This window comes from Pseudoalteromonas sp. NEC-BIFX-2020_015 (assembly GCF_012952265.1).
In the GTDB taxonomy this organism is placed as follows: Bacteria; Pseudomonadota; Gammaproteobacteria; order Enterobacterales; family Alteromonadaceae; genus Pseudoalteromonas; species Pseudoalteromonas neustonica.
Genome location: NZ_JABCJL010000002.1, coordinates 119,522 through 139,106, shown reverse-complemented (window position 1 = coordinate 139,106; position 19,585 = coordinate 119,522). Strand labels below are relative to the sequence as shown.

General features: G+C 40.2%; 14 protein-coding genes and 1 tRNA gene. 12 read left to right on the top strand and 3 right to left on the bottom strand.

All coding sequences use genetic code 11. The features are described from left to right. Positions 1 to 142: 142 nt before the first annotated feature. The gene (locus HH219_RS02135; protein ID WP_169326499.1) at positions 143 to 1,084 is read right to left on the bottom strand and encodes a DMT family transporter; all 942 of its coding nucleotides are present in this window, start codon (positions 1,082 to 1,084) and stop codon (positions 143 to 145) included. 258 nt (positions 1,085 to 1,342) lie between these two features. Between HH219_RS02135 and proB the strand changes: the two genes are divergently transcribed. The 6 genes from proB (at position 1,343) to HH219_RS02105 (ending at position 8,418) form a co-directional block, all read left to right on the top strand. Beyond that, positions 1,343 to 2,446: a glutamate 5-kinase gene (gene proB / locus HH219_RS02130; RefSeq protein WP_054204228.1), complete on the top strand. Its 1,104-nt coding sequence runs from the start codon at positions 1,343 to 1,345 to the stop codon at positions 2,444 to 2,446. A gap of 467 nt (positions 2,447 to 2,913) precedes the next feature. Next, positions 2,914 to 3,273: a glutaredoxin domain-containing protein gene (locus HH219_RS02125; protein ID WP_054204227.1), complete on the top strand. Its 360-nt coding sequence runs from the start codon at positions 2,914 to 2,916 to the stop codon at positions 3,271 to 3,273. 82 nt (positions 3,274 to 3,355) lie between these two features. Continuing rightward, entirely contained in the window at positions 3,356 to 4,840 is a 1,485-nt protein-coding gene (gene gltX / locus HH219_RS02120; protein WP_169326498.1) for a glutamate--tRNA ligase, read from the top strand. A 322-nt stretch (positions 4,841 to 5,162) separates the two neighbouring features. Then, on the top strand, positions 5,163 to 5,864 hold the full coding sequence (locus HH219_RS02115) for a DUF3581 domain-containing protein (protein WP_054204225.1): 702 nt from the start codon (positions 5,163 to 5,165) through the stop codon (positions 5,862 to 5,864). A gap of 109 nt (positions 5,865 to 5,973) precedes the next feature. Further along, positions 5,974 to 7,218, top strand: a complete 1,245-nt coding sequence (locus HH219_RS02110; protein WP_054204224.1) for a DEAD/DEAH box helicase — start codon at positions 5,974 to 5,976, stop codon at positions 7,216 to 7,218. A 222-nt stretch (positions 7,219 to 7,440) separates the two neighbouring features. Then, the gene (locus HH219_RS02105; RefSeq protein ID WP_169326497.1) at positions 7,441 to 8,418 is read left to right on the top strand and encodes a sensor domain-containing diguanylate cyclase; all 978 of its coding nucleotides are present in this window, start codon (positions 7,441 to 7,443) and stop codon (positions 8,416 to 8,418) included. Positions 8,419 to 8,428: 10 nt separating this feature from the next. Here the strand turns inward: HH219_RS02105 and HH219_RS02100 are convergent, their stop codons facing one another. Continuing rightward, on the bottom strand, positions 8,429 to 9,385 hold the full coding sequence (locus tag HH219_RS02100) for a hypothetical protein (protein ID WP_054204222.1): 957 nt from the start codon (positions 9,383 to 9,385) through the stop codon (positions 8,429 to 8,431). 247 nt (positions 9,386 to 9,632) lie between these two features. Between HH219_RS02100 and HH219_RS02095 the strand changes: the two genes are divergently transcribed. From HH219_RS02095 to HH219_RS02085, 3 genes are all read left to right on the top strand, one after another. Further along, a complete protein-coding gene (locus tag HH219_RS02095) occupies positions 9,633 to 12,518 on the top strand; it encodes a M16 family metallopeptidase (protein ID WP_169326496.1) in 2,886 nt (961 codons plus the stop codon). Between the two features lie 558 nt (positions 12,519 to 13,076). Beyond that, entirely contained in the window at positions 13,077 to 13,895 is an 819-nt protein-coding gene (cysE, locus tag HH219_RS02090) for a serine O-acetyltransferase (RefSeq protein WP_054204220.1), read from the top strand. 110 nt (positions 13,896 to 14,005) lie between these two features. Beyond that, positions 14,006 to 14,680 carry a hypothetical protein gene (locus tag HH219_RS02085; protein ID WP_169326495.1) on the top strand — a complete coding sequence of 225 codons (675 nt, stop codon included), beginning with the start codon at positions 14,006 to 14,008 and terminating at the stop codon, positions 14,678 to 14,680. A 36-nt stretch (positions 14,681 to 14,716) separates the two neighbouring features. Here HH219_RS02085 and xseA read toward each other — a convergent pair whose 3' ends face one another. Then, complete coding sequence (xseA, locus tag HH219_RS02080) at positions 14,717 to 16,051, bottom strand: exodeoxyribonuclease VII large subunit (RefSeq protein WP_169326494.1); 1,335 nt, start codon at positions 16,049 to 16,051, stop codon at positions 14,717 to 14,719. 135 nt (positions 16,052 to 16,186) lie between these two features. On the opposite strand from xseA, the gene guaB reads away from it, so the two are divergent. The 3 genes from guaB to HH219_RS02065 all read left to right on the top strand — a co-directional run bounded on the left by guaB (position 16,187) and on the right by HH219_RS02065 (position 19,567). After that, positions 16,187 to 17,656, top strand: coding sequence for an IMP dehydrogenase (gene guaB / locus HH219_RS02075; protein WP_054204217.1), 1,470 nt, complete (start codon positions 16,187 to 16,189; stop codon positions 17,654 to 17,656). A gap of 102 nt (positions 17,657 to 17,758) precedes the next feature. Further along, complete coding sequence (guaA, locus tag HH219_RS02070) at positions 17,759 to 19,336, top strand: glutamine-hydrolyzing GMP synthase (RefSeq protein WP_169326493.1); 1,578 nt, start codon at positions 17,759 to 17,761, stop codon at positions 19,334 to 19,336. Positions 19,337 to 19,490: 154 nt separating this feature from the next. Continuing rightward, positions 19,491 to 19,567 (top strand) — tRNA-Trp (locus HH219_RS02065). Positions 19,568 to 19,585 lie beyond the last annotated feature (18 nt).

Below are 19,585 nucleotides of genomic sequence, written 5' to 3'. Positions count from 1 at the left end.
TTATCAGCTTTGTCGCTTTTGCCTAGTTGGTAATTAGGTGTTCCTATAAATTAATTCTTAGACAATGGTAGATTAGGTCGTATTTTACAGTGGTTGGCCGCATAATACTTTTTAGCACAAAGCGGCCTTACTTATTAATCTGTTATTCGTTGAACTCATTAGCGGTTGGGGCTGAATTGCGTTTGTGGTTGCTGACAGGAGGATTAGTGATCGTAACGGCTAACTCCTGATGGCGTTGACTTATCATTACGCCAATAAAAACCACCGCAATACTAAGCCATTGTCCTAGGGTGAGTATTTCACCGAGAATAATTGCTGAAAGAATCAAAGTGAAAATAGGAATTAAATTTGAATATGCAGCAGCGGTTAATACAGAGACTTTACTAATCGCATAGTTATACAAACCATAGCCGCCGAGTGTTACGCATGACCCTAAGTATAAAATACTCAATAAGGCAGTCAGGTCATGTTGATTTTCACTCGGTAAATCAATAAAGAGTAGAAAGGGCGCAAAAAATAAACTGCCACTCACGCCTTGCAATGCAATAAGAGTTAATGGTGAGTAGCGTGCCACTAAATGCTTAACGCTGACGGTATAAAACGCTGCGCAGACCATCGCCAAGAGCTCTAAAAAATTACCAAGCATTGGGTTGGGGGCTTGTTCTGATTCGGGTGACAGTAAAGTCAGTAAAATGCTGCCGCCAATACAAAATGTAAAACCAATTATAATCGCTTTGCTGATGTATTCTTTAAGCATGAAATAGGCTAAAAACGCCACTATGATCGGCAGGCATGAGACAATAACGCCGGCTTGTGATGCTGACGTATACTCCATTGCATGTCCTTCAAACAAAAAGTATAAGCACGGCTCTGCCAGCGACATACCTACTAAATACTTCCAATCACCGATGCGATATTCAAAACGGATAACATACCGCCACAAACATAAAGACATAATTAATGTGGTTAGCATACGTAAAAAAATCACTAGGGCGGGGTCATAGATAGCAATTGCGTACTTTAGCGCGATAAACGAGCTTCCCCATAAAAAAGTGGCGATAATTAAACATAAACTGGCTGGCATGACACTCGCTTGCTCTTAAATTAAAACAGGATCCTAGCATGTTAATAGCGCATGTTTGGCATTTATACTGCGTTATCGCCTATTTATGGGGAGCAACCACACTGCATAGGCGCTGCCTTGCCTAAATACCAAACAGTCTGCTGCAAAATAAATCACGAAAGGTCAACACGCCCTAGTGATATTGAATATTTTTAACTTGTTCAAAAAATGATAGCTGGTATAAATTAATTCATCATTATTTCATTCGTAGTAAAAAGCATGCAAAGGGCGCAGGTCATAGTTGTTAAGCTGGGAACTAGTGTACTCACCGGCGGTACAGATAAACTCGATAAAGCACACATGGTAGAACTTGTTCGCCAATGTTGTGAGTTAAAAAAGCAAGGCCATCAGGTGGTATTAGTATCAAGCGGTGCTGTGGCTGCGGGACGAGAGCAATTGATTGCTCCATGTGGGCGAGGAGTCATTGATAAACAAATGCTAGCGGCGATTGGTCAAGGTCAGCTTATTCATATTTGGCAAAGCTTGTTTGCTTTATATGGTGTGAATGTAGGGCAAATGTTGCTAACTCGTGCGGATGTAGATGATCGAGAACGCTACCTAAATGCCCGTGATACATTAACTGCGCTGTTACGTTATGACGTAGTGCCAATTATTAATGAAAATGATGCCGTTGCCACGACTGAAATAAAAGTGGGTGACAACGATAACCTATCAGCGCTGGTGGCTATTTTAGCCAATGCTGACAAACTCTTATTATTGACTGATCAAGAAGGCTTGTTTACCGGTGATCCACGCACCGATGCGAATGCCCAATTAATTGATGAAGTGCGTCATATTGATGATGAATTACGCCAGCTTGCAGGGGGAAGTGGCTCAAGCTTAGGCACTGGTGGTATGGCGACCAAACTACAAGCTGCTGATATTGCACGGCGAGCCGGTGTAGAGGTCATTATAGCAAGAGGCGCAGGTCAAAACGTTATTCTCAATTGCATGAGTGAACAGCTGCCCGGTACACGCTTTCTAAAATTAGTAGCGCCGCGAGATGGGCGTAAAAAATGGCTATTAGCAGGTCCTAAAAGTAACGGTCAAATAGTGATAGACGACGGAGCTGTCAGTGCTTTGCAACAACAAGGTGCGAGTTTATTGGCCAAAGGCGTTCGAGGTGCAAATGGCCAGTTTGAACGAGGTGCTTTAATTGATTTAGTTACCAGTGAGCAGCAGCTAGTAGCGAGAGGTTTAGTGCGTTTTAATAAACTTGAAATAGATAAAATAAAAGGCCGACATTCAAATGAAATAGCAGCTTTACTTGATTTTGATTGCGGTAATGAAGTTATTCATCGTGATGATCTGGTACTTTTTTAGAACATTTATTTATTTTTAACAAATTGAAAAAGCTGCCCCTAATTTTATGTAAGTTTTAGGGCCGCTTGAAATATGGTTAACCCTTGCGGGTATGTGTGGATAGTTTAAATAACACTGCAAGGTGGTGAACTTGAGCTAGATAATGCACTTATGTCTTCGCTTATAAAGGTTTGAAAAAAAACGTTTTTGCGGTTTATGTCAATAATCACTTTAACCGTGACACTGTTTCCACATTTATTAATCCCCACACAAAGTTAAATAAAGTTAAATGTGGGTGATATGCTTTACTTCAGCGCTAATGCTTGTACGTTTTTTAATATAATCAATACATCAAGTGCAATTTAAATATACGCGAATAGGTAAATATTCCTATATTTACATCAAATAGAATTACTTATTTCCAAGTGACTTGGTAATTATGTGTGTTAAAATCGCGCCCTAAATTGTTGGTTACAAGGGCGAAGTAAATGAAGTTAGTTCGGTTAGTCTTAGGTAGTTTAATCTTGTTTTTTGATTTTGTTTTTACGCCACGTAGTAAAAAACGTCCCGCGCCAGAGCAAGCTCAATTAGATGAGCGCACCGCACAATTTAAATTGTATCAATTCAAAGCCTGTCCATTTTGTGTAAAAGTACGTCGCGCTATTAAGCGTGAAGGTTTAAAGGTAGACACACGTGACGCTAAAAATAATGAGCAGTATCGTCAAGAGCTACTAGAACAAGGCGGAAAAATAAAAGTACCGTGCTTACGTATAGAAGAAAATAATCAAGTTACTTGGTTATACGAATCAAACGATATTATTGCTTACTTAAATAAAGTAGCCGCATAATACCCCTGTATTCATTTTTATAGCGCATTTGCTATGTTGGCATTTAGCGCAATTTTATTGCCCATAGAAAGAGAACTTAACCATGACAATTCGCACACGTGTTGCACCATCACCAACGGGTGACCCGCATCTTGGCACCGCTTATATCGCCTTATTCAATTACTGTTTTGCCAAACAACAAGGTGGCGAGTTTGTACTTCGTATTGAAGATACCGACCAAGTACGTAGTACATCAGAATCAGAACAAGCTATTATGGATAGCCTTCGTTGGTTAGGCCTTCAATGGGATCATGGTCCTGATGTGGGCGGCGAATTTGGTCCTTATCGCCAATCAGAACGAAGTGATTTATATAAAAAATATGCGCACCAATTAGTTGACGATGGCAAAGCATTTTATTGTTTTGCAACCAGCGAAGAACTTGATCAAATGCGTGAAGAGCAAATGGCAGAAGGCCTACGCCCTAAATACGACGGTCGTGGTTTAAATCACACAGACGAAGAAATTAAAGCAAATTTAGCTGCGGGCAAACCTTACGTTATACGTATGAAAATCCCAAGCGAAGGTACCTTTAAGTTTAACGATTACTTACGTGATGAAATTGAGATCCCGTGGGAAAATGTTGATATGCAGGTTCTGCTTAAAGCAGATGGTTTCCCTACTTACTTTTTAGCGAATGTTGTTGATGACCATCACATGGAAATTAGTCATATTTTCCGTGGTGAAGAGTGGATCAACTCAGCACCTAAGTTATTAAAACTGTATGAAGATTTTGGTTGGCAAGCGCCAGTACTTGGCCATTTACCATTATTACGCAACCCAGATAAATCAAAGCTGTCTAAGCGTAAAAACCCAACGTCTATTAACTACTATAAAGAAATGGGCTACCTGCCAGAAGCGGTACTGAACTACTTAGGCCGTATGGGCTGGTCAATGCCTGATGAGCGTGAAAAGTTCACACTTGCTGAAATGATTGAAAACTTTGACATGAAGCGTGTATCGCTTGGTGGCCCTGTATTTGACGTAGACAAATTAAGCTGGTTAAACGGCATGTGGATCCGCGAAAATCTAACTGACGAAGAACTTATACAGCGCTTTGTTGATTGGAAATTTAACGCTAAAATGCTCGCTAAAGTATTACCTGAAGCGAAAACGCGTATTAATACTTTGTCGGATATGGTTGATTTAGCTGGTCATTTTGTAGGTGGTATTCCAACTTACGATCCGGCTTTATTAACGGCAGGTAAAGCGGATGAGAATGTAATTCGCCAAGCTTTACAATTTTTTGTATGGCAGCTTGAAGGTTTACGTAGTTTTGATAAACCAGCTATTTTTGCTATCGCAAAAGAAGTGGCAACATTCCACGAGCTTAAAATTAAAGACTTTTTAGAGCCGATATTTGTAGCAATCACAGGGAAAACATCATCTACATCAGTGCTTGATGCGATGGAGATTTTAGGGTCTGACCTATCACGAGCTCGTTTACGTGTGGCACTTGCTCATTTAGGTATTTCTAAAAAGCAGGCTAAGAATATCGAGCGTGCGTATCGTGAATACCCTGCGAGCTAAAGATATGATCAAATAGCTGATAATACCCAAGCCACCTCAAAATGCAGAATTCAGCGTTTCACAGGGGCTTAATACCAAGGCGTTACTTTGCAACAATGGCAATCCCTTTTAATAAGTAACAACGATGGGAGTAAATTCCAACTAAAACTCGTATCTTGAGGTAATTTGGGTATAAATATCAAAGCATTTTATAAATTTAAAAACCGAGGTTCTACATCTCGGTTTTTTATATTTGAAACAAAACTTTAACAGATTCGACCTCTATTTAATTTTTATCTGGTAGAATAGCTCGGTTATAAGCAGTTTAAGCAGTGAAAAAACTATGTTAAGTCCTTTTTATCAGCAACATGCTGATTATGTTTCTATTTCTCGTGAGCAAGGTTGTCGTTTCGCCAAATGTATTGCTGATGATTACAATCCTCTTCATGATAAAGATGCAAAGAAATTTTGCGCACCAGGAGACTTACTTTTTTCATTAGTGCTAGACCGCTATGGTCTGAGTGAGCGAATGGAATTTACGTTTTCGGGTATGGTGGATGAAAATACTAAACTACACTTTCCAGAAGGTGCCGATGAGTTTGAAATAACCAGTGGTGATAAGGTTATTTTAAAGGTCAAGCGTGAAGGTAAAACCAGTCAATGCCCAACACTAACGAATAGTTTAATAAAAAATTATGTTGAGTTCTCTGGTACTACTTTCCCCCATGTGATTATTCCACTAATGGGTAAGCAAGAGGTAATGATTAACCCCGCACGACCAATGGTTATTTACGAATCAATGCTTATTAATCTTGATAATATTGATATTACAGCGCCTACACTTGAATTTGCAGAGCCAAGTTTTGAATACACAGGCAAGCGCGGTAAAATCACATTACGTTTTAACCTATTAGAAAATGGCGTTAAAGTAGGTTGTGGTGAAAAGCATATGGTGGTTTCAGGTATTCGTGAGTATTGCCAAACAACGGTTGATGATTTAATTGCGTTTTACAATGAACGTAAAGCAACTTTAAAACCAGCATAAAGCAACCATTTATATTAAGGCGCTAAATTAGCGCCTTTTTTATTGGTTAATTTACGAGGTGGCTGAATATGCGTACAATAGCGCTCTTTGTCATTTTAAAGCCAAGCCTATGTCTGCTACTACATTCTCATCACTTAATCTCGATCCGGTGTTATTAAACGCAATTGAGCAAAACAATTATACTCAACCTACCGCAATTCAACTCAAAACTATCCCCCTTATCTTAGCGGGTAGTGATGTAATGGGCAGTGCGCAAACAGGCACAGGCAAAACAGCCGCATTTGTATTACCGCTATTGCATAAGTTGCTAAACACGCCTAAAAAAGATGAGCAAGGCTTGGCTCGTGTTCTTATTTTAACGCCAACGCGTGAGCTGGCTCAGCAAGTGTTTGCCAGTTTTGAAAAGTACGCACAGGGCAGTGATATAAAAGGCGCTTTAGCTTATGGTGGTGCCAGTATTGGCCCGCAAATTAAAGCGATGAAAGATGCGCAAGTCGTAGTCGCCACACCAGGGCGTTTACTTGATCACATCATTAAAGGCAGCATTAAACTTTCAAGTGTTGATTCATTAGTCTTTGATGAAGCGGACCGTATGCTCGACATGGGCTTTATTGATGAGATAAAACGTATATTGCGCCATGTGCCGAGTGATCGCCAAACATTATTATTCTCAGCCACATTTGATGACAGTGTTTTTGAGCTTAGTAAAAAATTACTTAGAAACCCAGAACTCGTGGAAGTTGATAAGCGAAACTCTGCGGCTGTTGAAGTTGAACAGGTTATTTACGCGGTAGATGAAGATCGTAAGCGTGAGCTTGTATCACACATGATTGGCATGAAAAACTGGCGCCAAGTATTAATTTTTACGCGCACTAAGCAAATGGCCGATCAGCTCGCTAAAGAAATGTGTAAAGACGGTTTAAAAACACAGTCAATCCATGGCGATAAATCGCAAGGCGCACGCGATAGAGCTTTGTTAGATTTTAAAGAAGGTTCAACACGCGTTTTAGTGGCTACGGATGTAGCTGCACGAGGCCTTGATATTCCAGCGTTAAAATACGTTATTAATTTTGAATTACCTTATATTGCTGAAGATTATGTACACCGCATCGGTCGTACAGGGCGCGCTGGTGAACAAGGGCTCGCCATGTCTTTAGTAAGCCTTGATGAGCAATGGTTACTGGAAGAGATTGAAGTGTTACTTGATACGCGTTTAACACCACAGTGGCTAACAGGTTATGAGCCTGATCCAAACAAAAAGCCGAAAGATAATCGTAAAAATAGTAATAAATCCCGTAAAGAACGCGACAAAAAGCGTGTTTTGGGCAAAAAAACTCCAAACCGTCGTCGTTAGTAGTTTATATACCCAAATCACCTCAAGATGCAGGATTCAACGTTTCACAGGGGTTTAATTGAATCACAACAAATATCAAGGCGAAGAATGGCAGTCCCTTTTAAGAAGTAACAACGATGAGAGTGAGCGCCTGCGAAACGCCCAATTTTAACTCCAACTGAAACTCGCATCTTGAGGTGGTTTGGGTATACTCATATAAGGTTAATTGTGTGAGTATGTGCTATGTTTCAAAGCAACCAGTGGATTTTTACAGACAAAGATAATCAAATATCACTGCAGAAGTGGCAAAAAACAGTCGATTTAATGTCTGACCTATTTGCTGCGCCTGCGGGTTTTATTGTGCAAGCGATGCAAAGTGGTTATCGTGTTGTCATTGCCAGTGAACAGCAAGACAATCCTTACACTGCGGGTACTATGATCCCGCTAGAAACCAACATATTTTGTAAAAAAGTCGTACAAGATAATCATTCCCTCTATGTTAATAATGCCAGTAATGATGAATATTGGCACGACAACCCTGAAGTAAGCAAAGATGGGTTTGAATCTTATTTAGGCTTGCCTATTCATTGGCCCAATGGGGATGTTTTTGGCACTTTGTGTGTGATGGATTTTGAGCAGACAGATTATCAGCGAAATTACTTAGAGTTGATAAAACAATTACGGGATATGATTGAAGATGATTTATTCATGGTTAATAGTTTTGTGCAAATGCGCGAAATAGCCATGCTTGATCCCCTTACTCATATTTATAATCGGCGTGCAGTAAGTATTCTTTCTCAGCAAAAGCTAAATTTAGCGCAAAGGTTAGGTTTTGAGGTCTGTTGTCTATTTATCGATGTAAATGATTTTAAGTTACTAAATGATACGCATGGCCATGAGGTAGGTGATAAAGCATTGGTTGTATTAGCCGCAACGCTTAAAGAGTGCTTAAGAGAGGCTGATATAATTGGCCGCTTGGGGGGAGATGAATTTGTGGTTGTATTACAAACAAATGATACCAATGAACCACTTCAAATAAAGGCTAAGATAGTTCAAGGGTATAATGCTCAATTAGCTAAGCTGTCTTTACCACCGTTGAGTATTAGTATTGGTTATGGATTTGCTGAGCACACCAAAGAAACGTTTGAAATACTACTCAATAAAGCCGATAAAGACATGTATAAAAATAAATTGGCGTTTAAAGCTGGGCAATTACTTTAAACGTAAGTTGTTAGGCTATTTGTTTTTCAGCTAAATTAAGTTCCATAGTCGCTTTTAATAAACGGTATAGGTTTATTGATGCGTCGATTTCTTCTTTGCGGTTAGTTAAGCTTTCAATATTTAAACCTAACGGCACCTCTAAATGTGCACAGCTTTTTAAGATCAAGTCTAAATTTTCGCGGCAAATACGCACAGACTCACTTAATGGGTTGTGCGAATCTAGCATGCGCCACTTTGTCGCTTCAGGCACTGATATACCTAACCACTCCATAAAGTCTAAGGTTTTTTCACTACCACACGGTGTAAACGTTAGGATAATGCGTTTTGGCTCAATATCTTGTGCTTTACAGCTACGTACATAACTGGTAATTAAATCAATGGTTGCTTGCGCGTCATATACGGCTTGTGAGATAAAAAATTGACACCCTTGCGCCGTTTTCTCAAGCAGACGTTCATGTTCATTTCGCTTACTTGCATGACGCTCTGCAATCGTAACACCGCCTAAAAAGAAATCTTGCTGCTGTTCACTTAGGGTTTTATAAGCGTTAGGTAAGCTTAATTTAATATCGCCAGCAGACGATGGGCTACCTACTAGCACTAAGTTTTTTAAATCAAATTTTTCCTTCGTTTCGCTTAACCAATCTTTAAATTCAGCCACCCCGCGTTGTGCCACACTTTTATAAGTGATGACATCTTGGTGTGATAACTTACGTAACAAGTGACTGTACTCACGCGGGTCGACCGTTTGTTTAAAAGGGAATGGCCGTGGTTTTTCTGTGCGACTGCTTTCATCTTGAATGTCGTATATGATGACACCATCGTATTCAATTTCATGTAAACGAGCTAAAAGCTTTTGTGCAATGGTTTCAAGCTGAGTTTCATCAGTTCCAATACGTGGCGGAGTTGTACCAATTAAATACACGCCTTGATTAGTATCTTCGATTTTCTCTTGCAGTGATAAAGCCATAACTCTCATTCCAGCTGTTTAGATGTCTATGCCAAACAATATAACAGCCATTTAGACGTCTAGATAGATTTTTTTAATGAAAGTTATTCAATTAATATGAAATTTATTCATGTTTGGCATGTAACTGAGTTTGTGTATACACAACTGTTTACATAAATAGCTGCGCTAGGGCTCTCATATCTGCTCGCTTTATTGCATAATAAAATGACTAAAAACAAGAAATTTATTCAACTAACAAGGGATAGCAATGAAATTTAAATTATTAGCAACAAGCCTCGCGGTGACACTTGCACTAAGTGGTTGTGCGAGTAACTCAGGTTCAACTATGGTGAAAGAGGTTGAAATAACACAAACGGCTGCTAAAGCTGCAAATGATCGTGTGTTTTCACAAGACTACTTACTTGAAGAGTTAGAGAATGGTTTACGCGTCATGGTTGTTAAAACTGACTACCCTGATGTTGTTTCATTACAAATACCGGTATCGGTAGGTTCACGTAATGAAGTTGAAGCAGGAAAAACCGGTTTTGCACACTTTTTTGAGCACATGATGTTCAAAGGATCTGAAAAATTTCCGCAAGATGTATATTCAGATATTTTAAAAAACTCAGGCGTAGATAACCGCGCGTATACAACAAATGATTATACTAACTACCATTTAAATTTCTCTAAGCAGCATCTTGATAAAGTGCTTGAGATCGAAGCTGATATTTTTCAAAACTTAAAGTATTCAGAAGAGCAGTTCCGTACCGAAGCATTAACTGTTAAAGGTGAGTACCTTAAAAATAATGCCAGCCCAGTACGCAAGTTACTTTCAGCTGTTCGTAATGAAGCATTCGAAAAACACACTTATAAACATACCACAATGGGCTTTTTTGAAGACATTGAAGCGATGCCTGATCAAATGGCCTATGGTAAAGAGTTTTTTGAGAAGTTTTATAAGCCTGAATATGTATCGTTAGTGATTGTGGGGGATGTCGATCCGCAAGAGACTATGGCAATGGTTAAAAAACATTGGGGTCAGTGGCAAAAGGGTGACTATGTTGCCGATATACCAACCGAGCCAAAACAACAAGCTGCTAAATATGTACATGAGCAAAATGAAGGCTTACCAGGGCATTGGTTGTTAGTGTCTTATAAAGGGGCAGCTTGGGAACCTAAGAAAAAAGACAGAGCAGCACTTGATCTTCTCTCTCAGCTTTATTTTTCAAGCAACTCAGAGCTATATCAAGAGTTAGTTGTTAACAAACAAATTGCTAGCCAAATGTTTAGCTACAACCCAGACACTAAAGATCCGGGTTTACTCCATGTGTTTGTAAAAGTTGAAAATGAAGAAGATTTAGCGAAAGCCCGCGAAGCAATTAATAATACTTATGCAAAAGCTCGTACAGAATTAGTTGATAGTCAAAAGTTAGCTGATTTAAAATCGAACCTTAAGTACAGCTTTATTAATGGTTTAGATTCATCTCAATCAATCGCATCAACACTTGCAAGTTACATGCATTTTGAGCGAGACCCTGAAGTTGTTAATCAGCTATATGCAACCGCTGACAGTATCAGTGCGCAAGATATTCAAAGCATTGCTAATAAATATTTTATAGATAGCAGCCGTACAACAGTAACTATGTCTGCACTTGATAAAATTGCAGGGTTTGATCAAGAGGTTGATTTAAATACCTTAGTTGCTAGTCAGCAAACAGTTAAAGAACGCCATTTTAATGTGCTTGATAAAACCAATAGCTCACCACTGATTGATGTAAATTGGTTATTTCATACCGGCGCTGCGGCAGACCCTAAAGGTCAAAAAGGCGTAGCAGCACTAACAGCAGCAATGCTTGCACAAGGTGGCTCAGAATCTAAGAGCTATAACGATATCAAACAAGCGCTTTATCCACTGGCTGGCAGCTTTGGTTACCAATTAGATAAAGAAATGATTTCATTGCAAGGGCGTGTTCATAAAGATAATGCAGCAAAATGGTATGCACTTGTAAGTGAACAGTTACTTAACCCCGGTTTTAGAGAAGATGACTTTAAACGTTTAAAGAAAGAACTGATTGACGGCATTAAATCAGGCTTAAAAGCGTCTAACGATGAAGAGCTAGGTAAAGAAGTGCTTTATCACAAACTATATCAAGGTCACCCTTATGAAAGTTATAACTATGGTGACTTATCTGATTTAGAAGCATTAACATTAAATGATGTAAAGGCGTTTTATGCTAAAGAATTTACTCAAGCCAAGCTTACAGTTGGTTTGATTGGTGCAGTGCCTGATTCGCTTAAAAACACCATGTTTGCGGATTTAAGCGCATTACCTAAAGGTGAGCAAAGCCGTTTATCAATTCCAGATGCACCAGAGTTAAAAGGTCACCACGCAACTATTGTTGAAAAGTCAGCACAGTCAACTGCAGTATCGTTTGGTTTCCCTATAGACACTATTCGTAGTAGCGAAGATTGGACTGCGCTTTGGCTTGTGCGTTCTTACTTTGGCGAACACCGCAGCTCTAACTCATATTTATATGAGCGCATTCGTCAAACACGTGGCATGAACTACGGTGATTACGCGTATATCGAGTATTTCCCTCGTGGTATGTATCAAACAAAGCCAGACGCAAACCTTGCTCGTTCAGAGCAAATATTTCAAGTCTGGTTACGCCCACTTCGTTCAAATAACGATGCGCACTTTGCAACACGTACAGCGTTATTTGAACTTGATAAGCTGATCAAAAATGGCATGACAGAAAAAGACTTTGACGCAACGCGTAACTTCTTAATCAACTTTGTGCCACAAATGGTCGCAAGTCAAAATCGTCAATTGGGTTATGCGCTTGACAGTGAATTTTATAATACAGATACCTTCGTAAAATATGTAACCAGTAAGCTTGAAAAGCTCACTGTAGCTGACGTAAACCGCGTTATTAAAGCTAACTTACAAACGGATAATATTCAGTATGTATTTATCACAGGTGATGGCAAAGACATGCAAAAACGCCTAGCGTCAGAGCAAACATCGCCAATGGTGTATAACGCTGAAAAACCAGCTGAGTTAGTTGCCGAAGATAAAGTCATTGCTGATTATAAACTGGCAATACCAGCGAAAAATATTGAAGTACTTGCTGTAGATAAAGTATTTGAATAATCAATATTCAAATACCTAAGAAAGCTCAGCTTAACTAAAATGCCCCAATAATTGGGGCATTTTTATTTTGCCTATAACAAAGTAAGCCAATATACCCAAACCAACCCTTCGGGCATTTCACCGGTACTCACTCTTATCGTTGCTACTTCTAAAAGGGACGACTATTGTTGCAAAGTAACGCCTTGATATTATACCAATCGACTTAAATATTTAACCATTCTAGCGGACTAAATAAAGCGCTAACTGCGTTAGTAGTTTTTCATGTACGACTGCATGGATGCAGGAGGTAGAGCAATGCAGGTGCAATTGCCGAGAACAACACCATGTCAAAATTTCTGCCTTGTTATCACTGTATTTATCTTTCGCTATAAATGGTCATTAACTTAACACGATTGGTATTAAGCCCCAGTGAAACGCTGAATTGTGCATCTTGAGGTGGCTTGGGTATAGATTAGTTATATATAATAACCAGAACAAATAACGGCTGTATTAACACATCAAGGTAGAAATCCGTTAGACTGAGGAAAAGCCCATCTAGGTATTAAATAAGGCAAACCTATGCGTCATGAAATTTGGCAACAGCTTCGCACTGAAGCAAAAGAAGTCGTTACCCGTGAACCTCTGTTAGCAAGTCATGTGTATTCATGCATTTTAAATCATGAGTGTTTAGGGTCTGCGCTGAGCTTTATTGTTGCTAATAAATTGTCGGACGCAGTGGTATCAGCATTTACCATTCGAGAATTATTTGATCAGGCCTTTGTTGATTGTGACCGAATGCTTACGCATGTTGCTCATGATATAAAAGCCGTTAAAGATCGTGACCCAGCTGCCGATACCTATTTAACAGTGATATTAAACTTAAAGGGTTTTCATGCAATTCAAGCACATAGACTTGCCCATTGCTTATGGCGCCAAAATCGTAAAGAGCTCGCGCGATTTATTCAAAGTCGTACCTCAGAAGTATTTGGCGTTGATATCCATCCTGCTTGTAAAGTCGGCCATGGTATTATGTTTGACCATGCAACTGGTATAGTTATTGGTGAAACAGCCATAATAGAAGATAACGTGTCTATCTTGCAGTCTGTGACGCTAGGCGGTACGGGTAATGAAAAAGGTGACCGACATCCAAAAATTCGTGCCGGTGTTTTGATTGGTGCAGGTGCAAAAGTATTAGGTAACATTGAAGTAGGCGAAGGGGCACGCATTGGTGCAGGTTCGGTTGTTCTGAGTGCAGTACCTGCACATACGACTGTTGTTGGCGTTCCAGCTAAAATAGTGGGTAAACCAAACTGTCCCTGTCCGGCGAAAAGCATGAACCAAAACTTTTTAGATGCGGATGAGCCACAGAACGAATCACATACCAGTGCAATGTTATAAACCATACTTATTCAGGCTATCCCAAGGTGTGATCATCTTGGGAAATACAGTGATTTAGTAAAACCTCGATTACAAGCCGTGGTTAAGGGTAGTAAAGGAATTACCGCACAATGATAAAAAATATTTATCTTTCTTTATTATTGGCTTTTTTAGCTGGTGTAACTCTTACTTCTGTTTTTTTTGGATTTATCGCCTCCTCTCAATTAGCATTTTTTGAAGATGATGTTCAATCAGAGCAAGCGTTTCAAACATTTCTTACTGAGTCAGACTCAATCAAGCTTCCTCCTGCGCCTGTTAGTGCAACGCAAAGCCAAACAGATATTGCTGGAGTAAATATTTCAGCAATATCTGAATTAGTAAACCCTGCACCACTTGAAGCTCAGTTAGAAGAGTTGAGAGTTGAATTAGAAACACAGCGTAAGCTTGTAAAAGTATATGAAAAACGCCTCAATGCTCCCACCGATCTTGAACAGGCGTTACTAACCCAATTTGACGAACAAACACGTAACGAAGAGTGGGCTTATCGAACAGAGACCGCAATGAAAGACTTTTTGCAAACGGCCGATCTAAGCATCACCCCAGACATGGTAAATGCTCAGTGTAAAAGTTCGGTATGTAAATTTGACCTTTCAGCACCAAAAGATATGGATGATTTTAACCATATTCACTGGCGTGAGTTAAATGATAAGTTGGTAAAACAAGAATTTTGGCAACAATTTACCGTTAGTACATCCAAATCCAGCGATCGAGACTTTTCTTTACTGCTTGCTACAGAGTCAAAATAACCAATTGTGCAGCAAGCAAAGAGTCGTTTACTAAAGTTAACTAACGATAGATTGAATTACTCCATCAGCTAATTCTGTCACAAGTGAATCGCCTTTATTCACTTGTGACGTTGATTTTATTACACTTCCTTGCTTATTTTTAGTGATGCTATAACCACGGGCGAGCACATTTAATGGGCTAACTGACTCTAGTTTCCCTGCTTGCATTGATAATTGGTTATTAGCATCATTTAGTTGCTGTTGCATACTTTGCTGAAGTCTTGCTTGTAATTGCTGCAATTGATGACTTGCTTGAGCAAGTTTACGATCAGGTGATTGCTGTATTAATCGTGGGGCTAAATTATTTAAACGACGCTCGTGTAAATAAATATGCTGTTGCATAGCTTGTTGTAGTGCCAAACTTAGCTCATCTAAGCGTTGTGATTGTTGATTTAACTGATTGCGCGGATGACATAGTGTTAAGCGGTGTTCAAGTGCGGTTGCAATGCTTTGCTTTGCAGATAATTGGTGTTTAAAGGCATTTGCTAAACGGTTTAACTGCTGTTGAATTTGGTTTGCAAGCTCGCTGCTGTTTGGACTTACAAGCTCCGCAGCTGCACTAGGTGTTGCTGCACGTACATCAGCTACATAATCACTTATCGTGGTATCAATTTCATGACCCACAGCGCTAATAATTGGCAGCTCACTGGCAAAAATAGCACGGGCAAGCAGCTCATGATTAAAACACCATAAGTCTTCCAGTGAGCCACCACCCCGGCCTAAAATAAGTACGTCGACTTCATTACGGGCATTGGCTATGTTTATTTTATCAATCAGTTGCAGGTGCGCCTCTTTCCCTTGCACCATCGCAGGGTAGATCACGACTTCAAGTTGTGGGGCGCGGCGTTTTAGAACCGTCAAAATATCTTTAATTGCTGCCCCTGTAGCGGATGTAATAATGCCCACACGATGCACAACAGATGGAATTGGCAGCTTATGTGCTGAGCTAAATAAGCCTTCAGCGGCAAGACGCATTTTTAAATCATCAAACTCTTGCTTTAATTGACCTTCGCCCGCGGCTTCCATATGTTCAACAATCAGTTGGTAGTCGCCGCGTGGCTCATATAAAGAAACACGAGCACGTACAGTTACTTGTGCGCCATTTATAGGGCGGTATTGTTGATTACGGTTGTTACCGCGCCACATGGCTGCTTTTACTTGGGCACGATCATCTTTGAGTGTGAAATACCAATGGCCAGAGGCAGGTGTAATGAAATTTGATATTTCACCCGTTAAATTTAACGATGCAAACCCTTGTTCGAGTACGGTTCTGATCTCTCTATTTAATCTAGAAACGGTATAAATCGTTTGCTGCTGGGATGTTACGGCCATAAAGCGACTCTAAAAAGCGATGATGACGGTATTTTATCATAAATATTTGTGAAATCTTATTTACTCGTGCCCATAACGCTGATAAAATTTGGCCGCAATTCCTTATACAAGATCCACATGTGAGAAGTTGCCAAAATGCTTAGAATTGCTAAAGAAGCTCTTACCTTTGATGACGTACTTTTAGTACCAGGTCATTCTACTGTTTTGCCACATACGGCAAATATTTCAACTCGCTTAACGCGTGGTATCAAACTTAACTTGCCGCTAGTTTCAGCATCTATGGATACTGTTACAGAAGCCCGCTTAGCGATTGCGCTGGCACAAGAAGGCGGTTTAGGTTTTATCCACAAAAACATGACTATTGAAGAACAAGCTAAAAACGTACGTAAAGTTAAAACGTATGAAGCCGGCATTGTTTCTTTTCCAGTTACAGTTACAGCGGATTTAACCATTGCAGATGCGATTGTACTTGCTGAAGAAAAGGGCTTTTCAGGCTTTCCGGTAACGGATGCTGAAAATGGCCTTGTGGGTATTGTTACCAGCCGCGACATGCGTTTTGAAACAAAACTTGAACAGCCAGTTTCAACGGTAATGACTAAAAAAGAAAAATTAGTCACCGTTAAAGAAGGTGCTGCACGTGATGAAATCTTAGGGTTAATGCACGAGCACCGTATCGAAAAAATCCTTGTTGTTGATGATGCGTTTAAATTAAAAGGCATGATCACAGTAAAAGATTATCAAAAAGCACAAGACAAACCTGATGCGTGTAAAGATGAGCAAGGTCGTCTTCGTGTAGGCGCTGCTGTAGGTGTCGGTCCTGGTACAGATGAACGTATTGCCGCATTAGTTGAAGCGGGTGTTGATGTATTACTAATAGATACTTCACATGGTCACTCTCAAGGTGTTATTGACCGCGTAGCTGCAACACGTCAAGCTTACCCAGACTTGCAAATAGTCGCGGGTAATGTGGCAACAGCTGAAGGCGCAATAGCGCTGGCTGATGCCGGTGTTGATGCCGTTAAAGTTGGTATCGGCCCAGGTTCAATCTGTACTACGCGTATCGTTACTGGTTGTGGTGTACCACAGATCACGGCTATTTCTGATGCAGTTGAAGGCCTAAAAGGTCGCGATATTCCAGTGATAGCTGATGGTGGTATCCGTTTCTCTGGCGATATCGTAAAAGCATTGGTTGCTGGTGCATCATGTGTAATGGTTGGTTCTATGCTAGCGGGCACTGAAGAAGCGCCGGGTGAAGTTGAGCTTTATCAAGGTCGTTACTACAAATCATACCGTGGTATGGGCTCGCTTGGCGCGATGAACCAAAAAGAAGGTTCATCTGATCGTTACTTCCAAAAGTCAAACCAAGCAGACAAGCTAGTTCCTGAAGGAATTGAAGGTCGAGTGGCTTATAAAGGCCCAATCGCAACCATCATTCACCAACAAGTTGGCGGCCTGCGTAGTGCAATGGGTTTAACCGGTTGTGCAACTATTGATGAATTAAACACTAAACCTCAGTTTGTACGCGTTACTTCAGCAGGTATGGGTGAGTCACACGTTCATGATGTGCAAATCACTAAAGAAGCACCTAACTACCGCTTAGGTTAATCAATATATTATTGATATTACTGGGCTAGCTTTTGCTGGCCCTTATTTATTTTTAGTCATTCAGATACCCTGAGTGCCAGTTCTTGACTAACGAGACCCTCAATGAGCAAAGACATTCACGATTCACGAATTCTTATTTTAGACTTTGGTTCGCAATACACGCAATTGATCGCCCGCCGTGTGCGAGAAATTGGTGTTTACTGTGAACTGTGGGCATGGGACGTAACGGAAGAGCAAATCCGTGAGTTCAATCCACAAGGTATCATCTTATCTGGTGGCCCTGAGTCAACAACGTTAGAAAACAGCCCGCGTGCCCCTGAATATGTATTTAATGCCGGTGTACCCGTACTTGGTATTTGTTACGGCATGCAAACAATGGCGACTCAACTTGGTGGTAACGTTCATAGCTCTGATAAGAAAGAGTTTGGTTATGCACAAGTTGAAAAAGTAGGCAGTTGTGCATTATTTGATGCCATTGAAGACAGCATTACTGACGGCGGCGAAGGCATTCTAGATGTATGGATGAGCCACGGCGACAAAGTAATGGAAATCCCTGATACTTTCAAAACCACAGCTAAAACATCTACTTGCCCACATGCGGCAATGTCTAACGAAGAAAAGCGTTTCTACGGCGTGCAGTTCCACCCTGAAGTAACACACACTCATCAAGGTCAGCGTTTATTAGAGCGCTTTGCTGTTGATATTTGTGGTTGTGAAAAATTATGGACTGCTGAAAAAATCATTGATGACGCAATCGCGCGAATTAAAGAGACTGTTGGTGAAGATGAAGTCATATTAGGTTTATCAGGCGGTGTTGATTCATCGGTTGTAGCTATGCTTATCCATCGCGCCATTGGCGACCGTTTAACCTGTGTATTTGTTGATAATGGTTTACTTCGTTTAAACGAAGGCCAACAAGTAATGGATATGTTCGGTAATAAATTTGGCTTGAACATCATTAAAGTAGAAGCTGAAGAGTTATTTTTAGCGGACCTTGCTGGTAAATCTGATCCTGAAGATAAGCGTAAAGCCATTGGTCATACGTTTATTAAGGTATTTGATAGCGAATCTAAAAAGCTTAAAAATGCGAAATGGTTAGGCCAAGGTACTATCTACCCAGATGTCATCGAATCAGCAGCATCAGCGACAGGTAAAGCACATGTGATCAAGTCTCACCACAATGTGGGTGGCTTACCGGATGATATGGAAATGGGCTTAGTGGAGCCATTACGTGAATTGTTTAAAGACGAAGTGCGTAAAATTGGTTTAGAGCTAGGTTTACCATACGACATGCTTTACCGTCATCCGTTCCCTGGGCCTGGTTTAGGTGTGCGCGTACTTGGTGAAATCAAAAAAGAATACTGTGATTTACTACGTCGCGCTGATGCTATCTTCATTGAAGAGCTACACAAAGCTGAGCTTTATCATAAAGTGAGCCAAGCGTTCACGGTATTCTTGCCAGTTAAGTCGGTAGGGGTAATGGGTGATGCACGTAAGTACGATTGGGTTGTGTCGCTTCGTTGTGTAGAAACTATCGACTTTATGACAGCGCGTTGGTCACATTTACCGTATGAGTTCTTAGGTTTGGTTTCAAACCGTATCATTAATGAAATTGATGGTATCTCACGTGTTGTTTACGATATTTCAGGTAAACCACCGGCAACGATTGAATGGGAATAATTAAAACTTAGTAGCAAACTAGTTTGATAATTGATTGTAAAACGGCGAATTAGCATGCTAATTCGCCGTTTTGTTTATTTAAAAAGCAGTTGAACTAAAAGTGTAATTTTTTTCTTTACCTTTAGCGAAACTTCTCTATAATTCGTCGCATTGCAGGGGCGTAGTTCCAATTGGTAGAACAGCGGTCTCCAAAACCGATGGTTGGGAGTTCGAGTCTCTCCGCCCCTGCCATTTCTTCTTTACATCGTT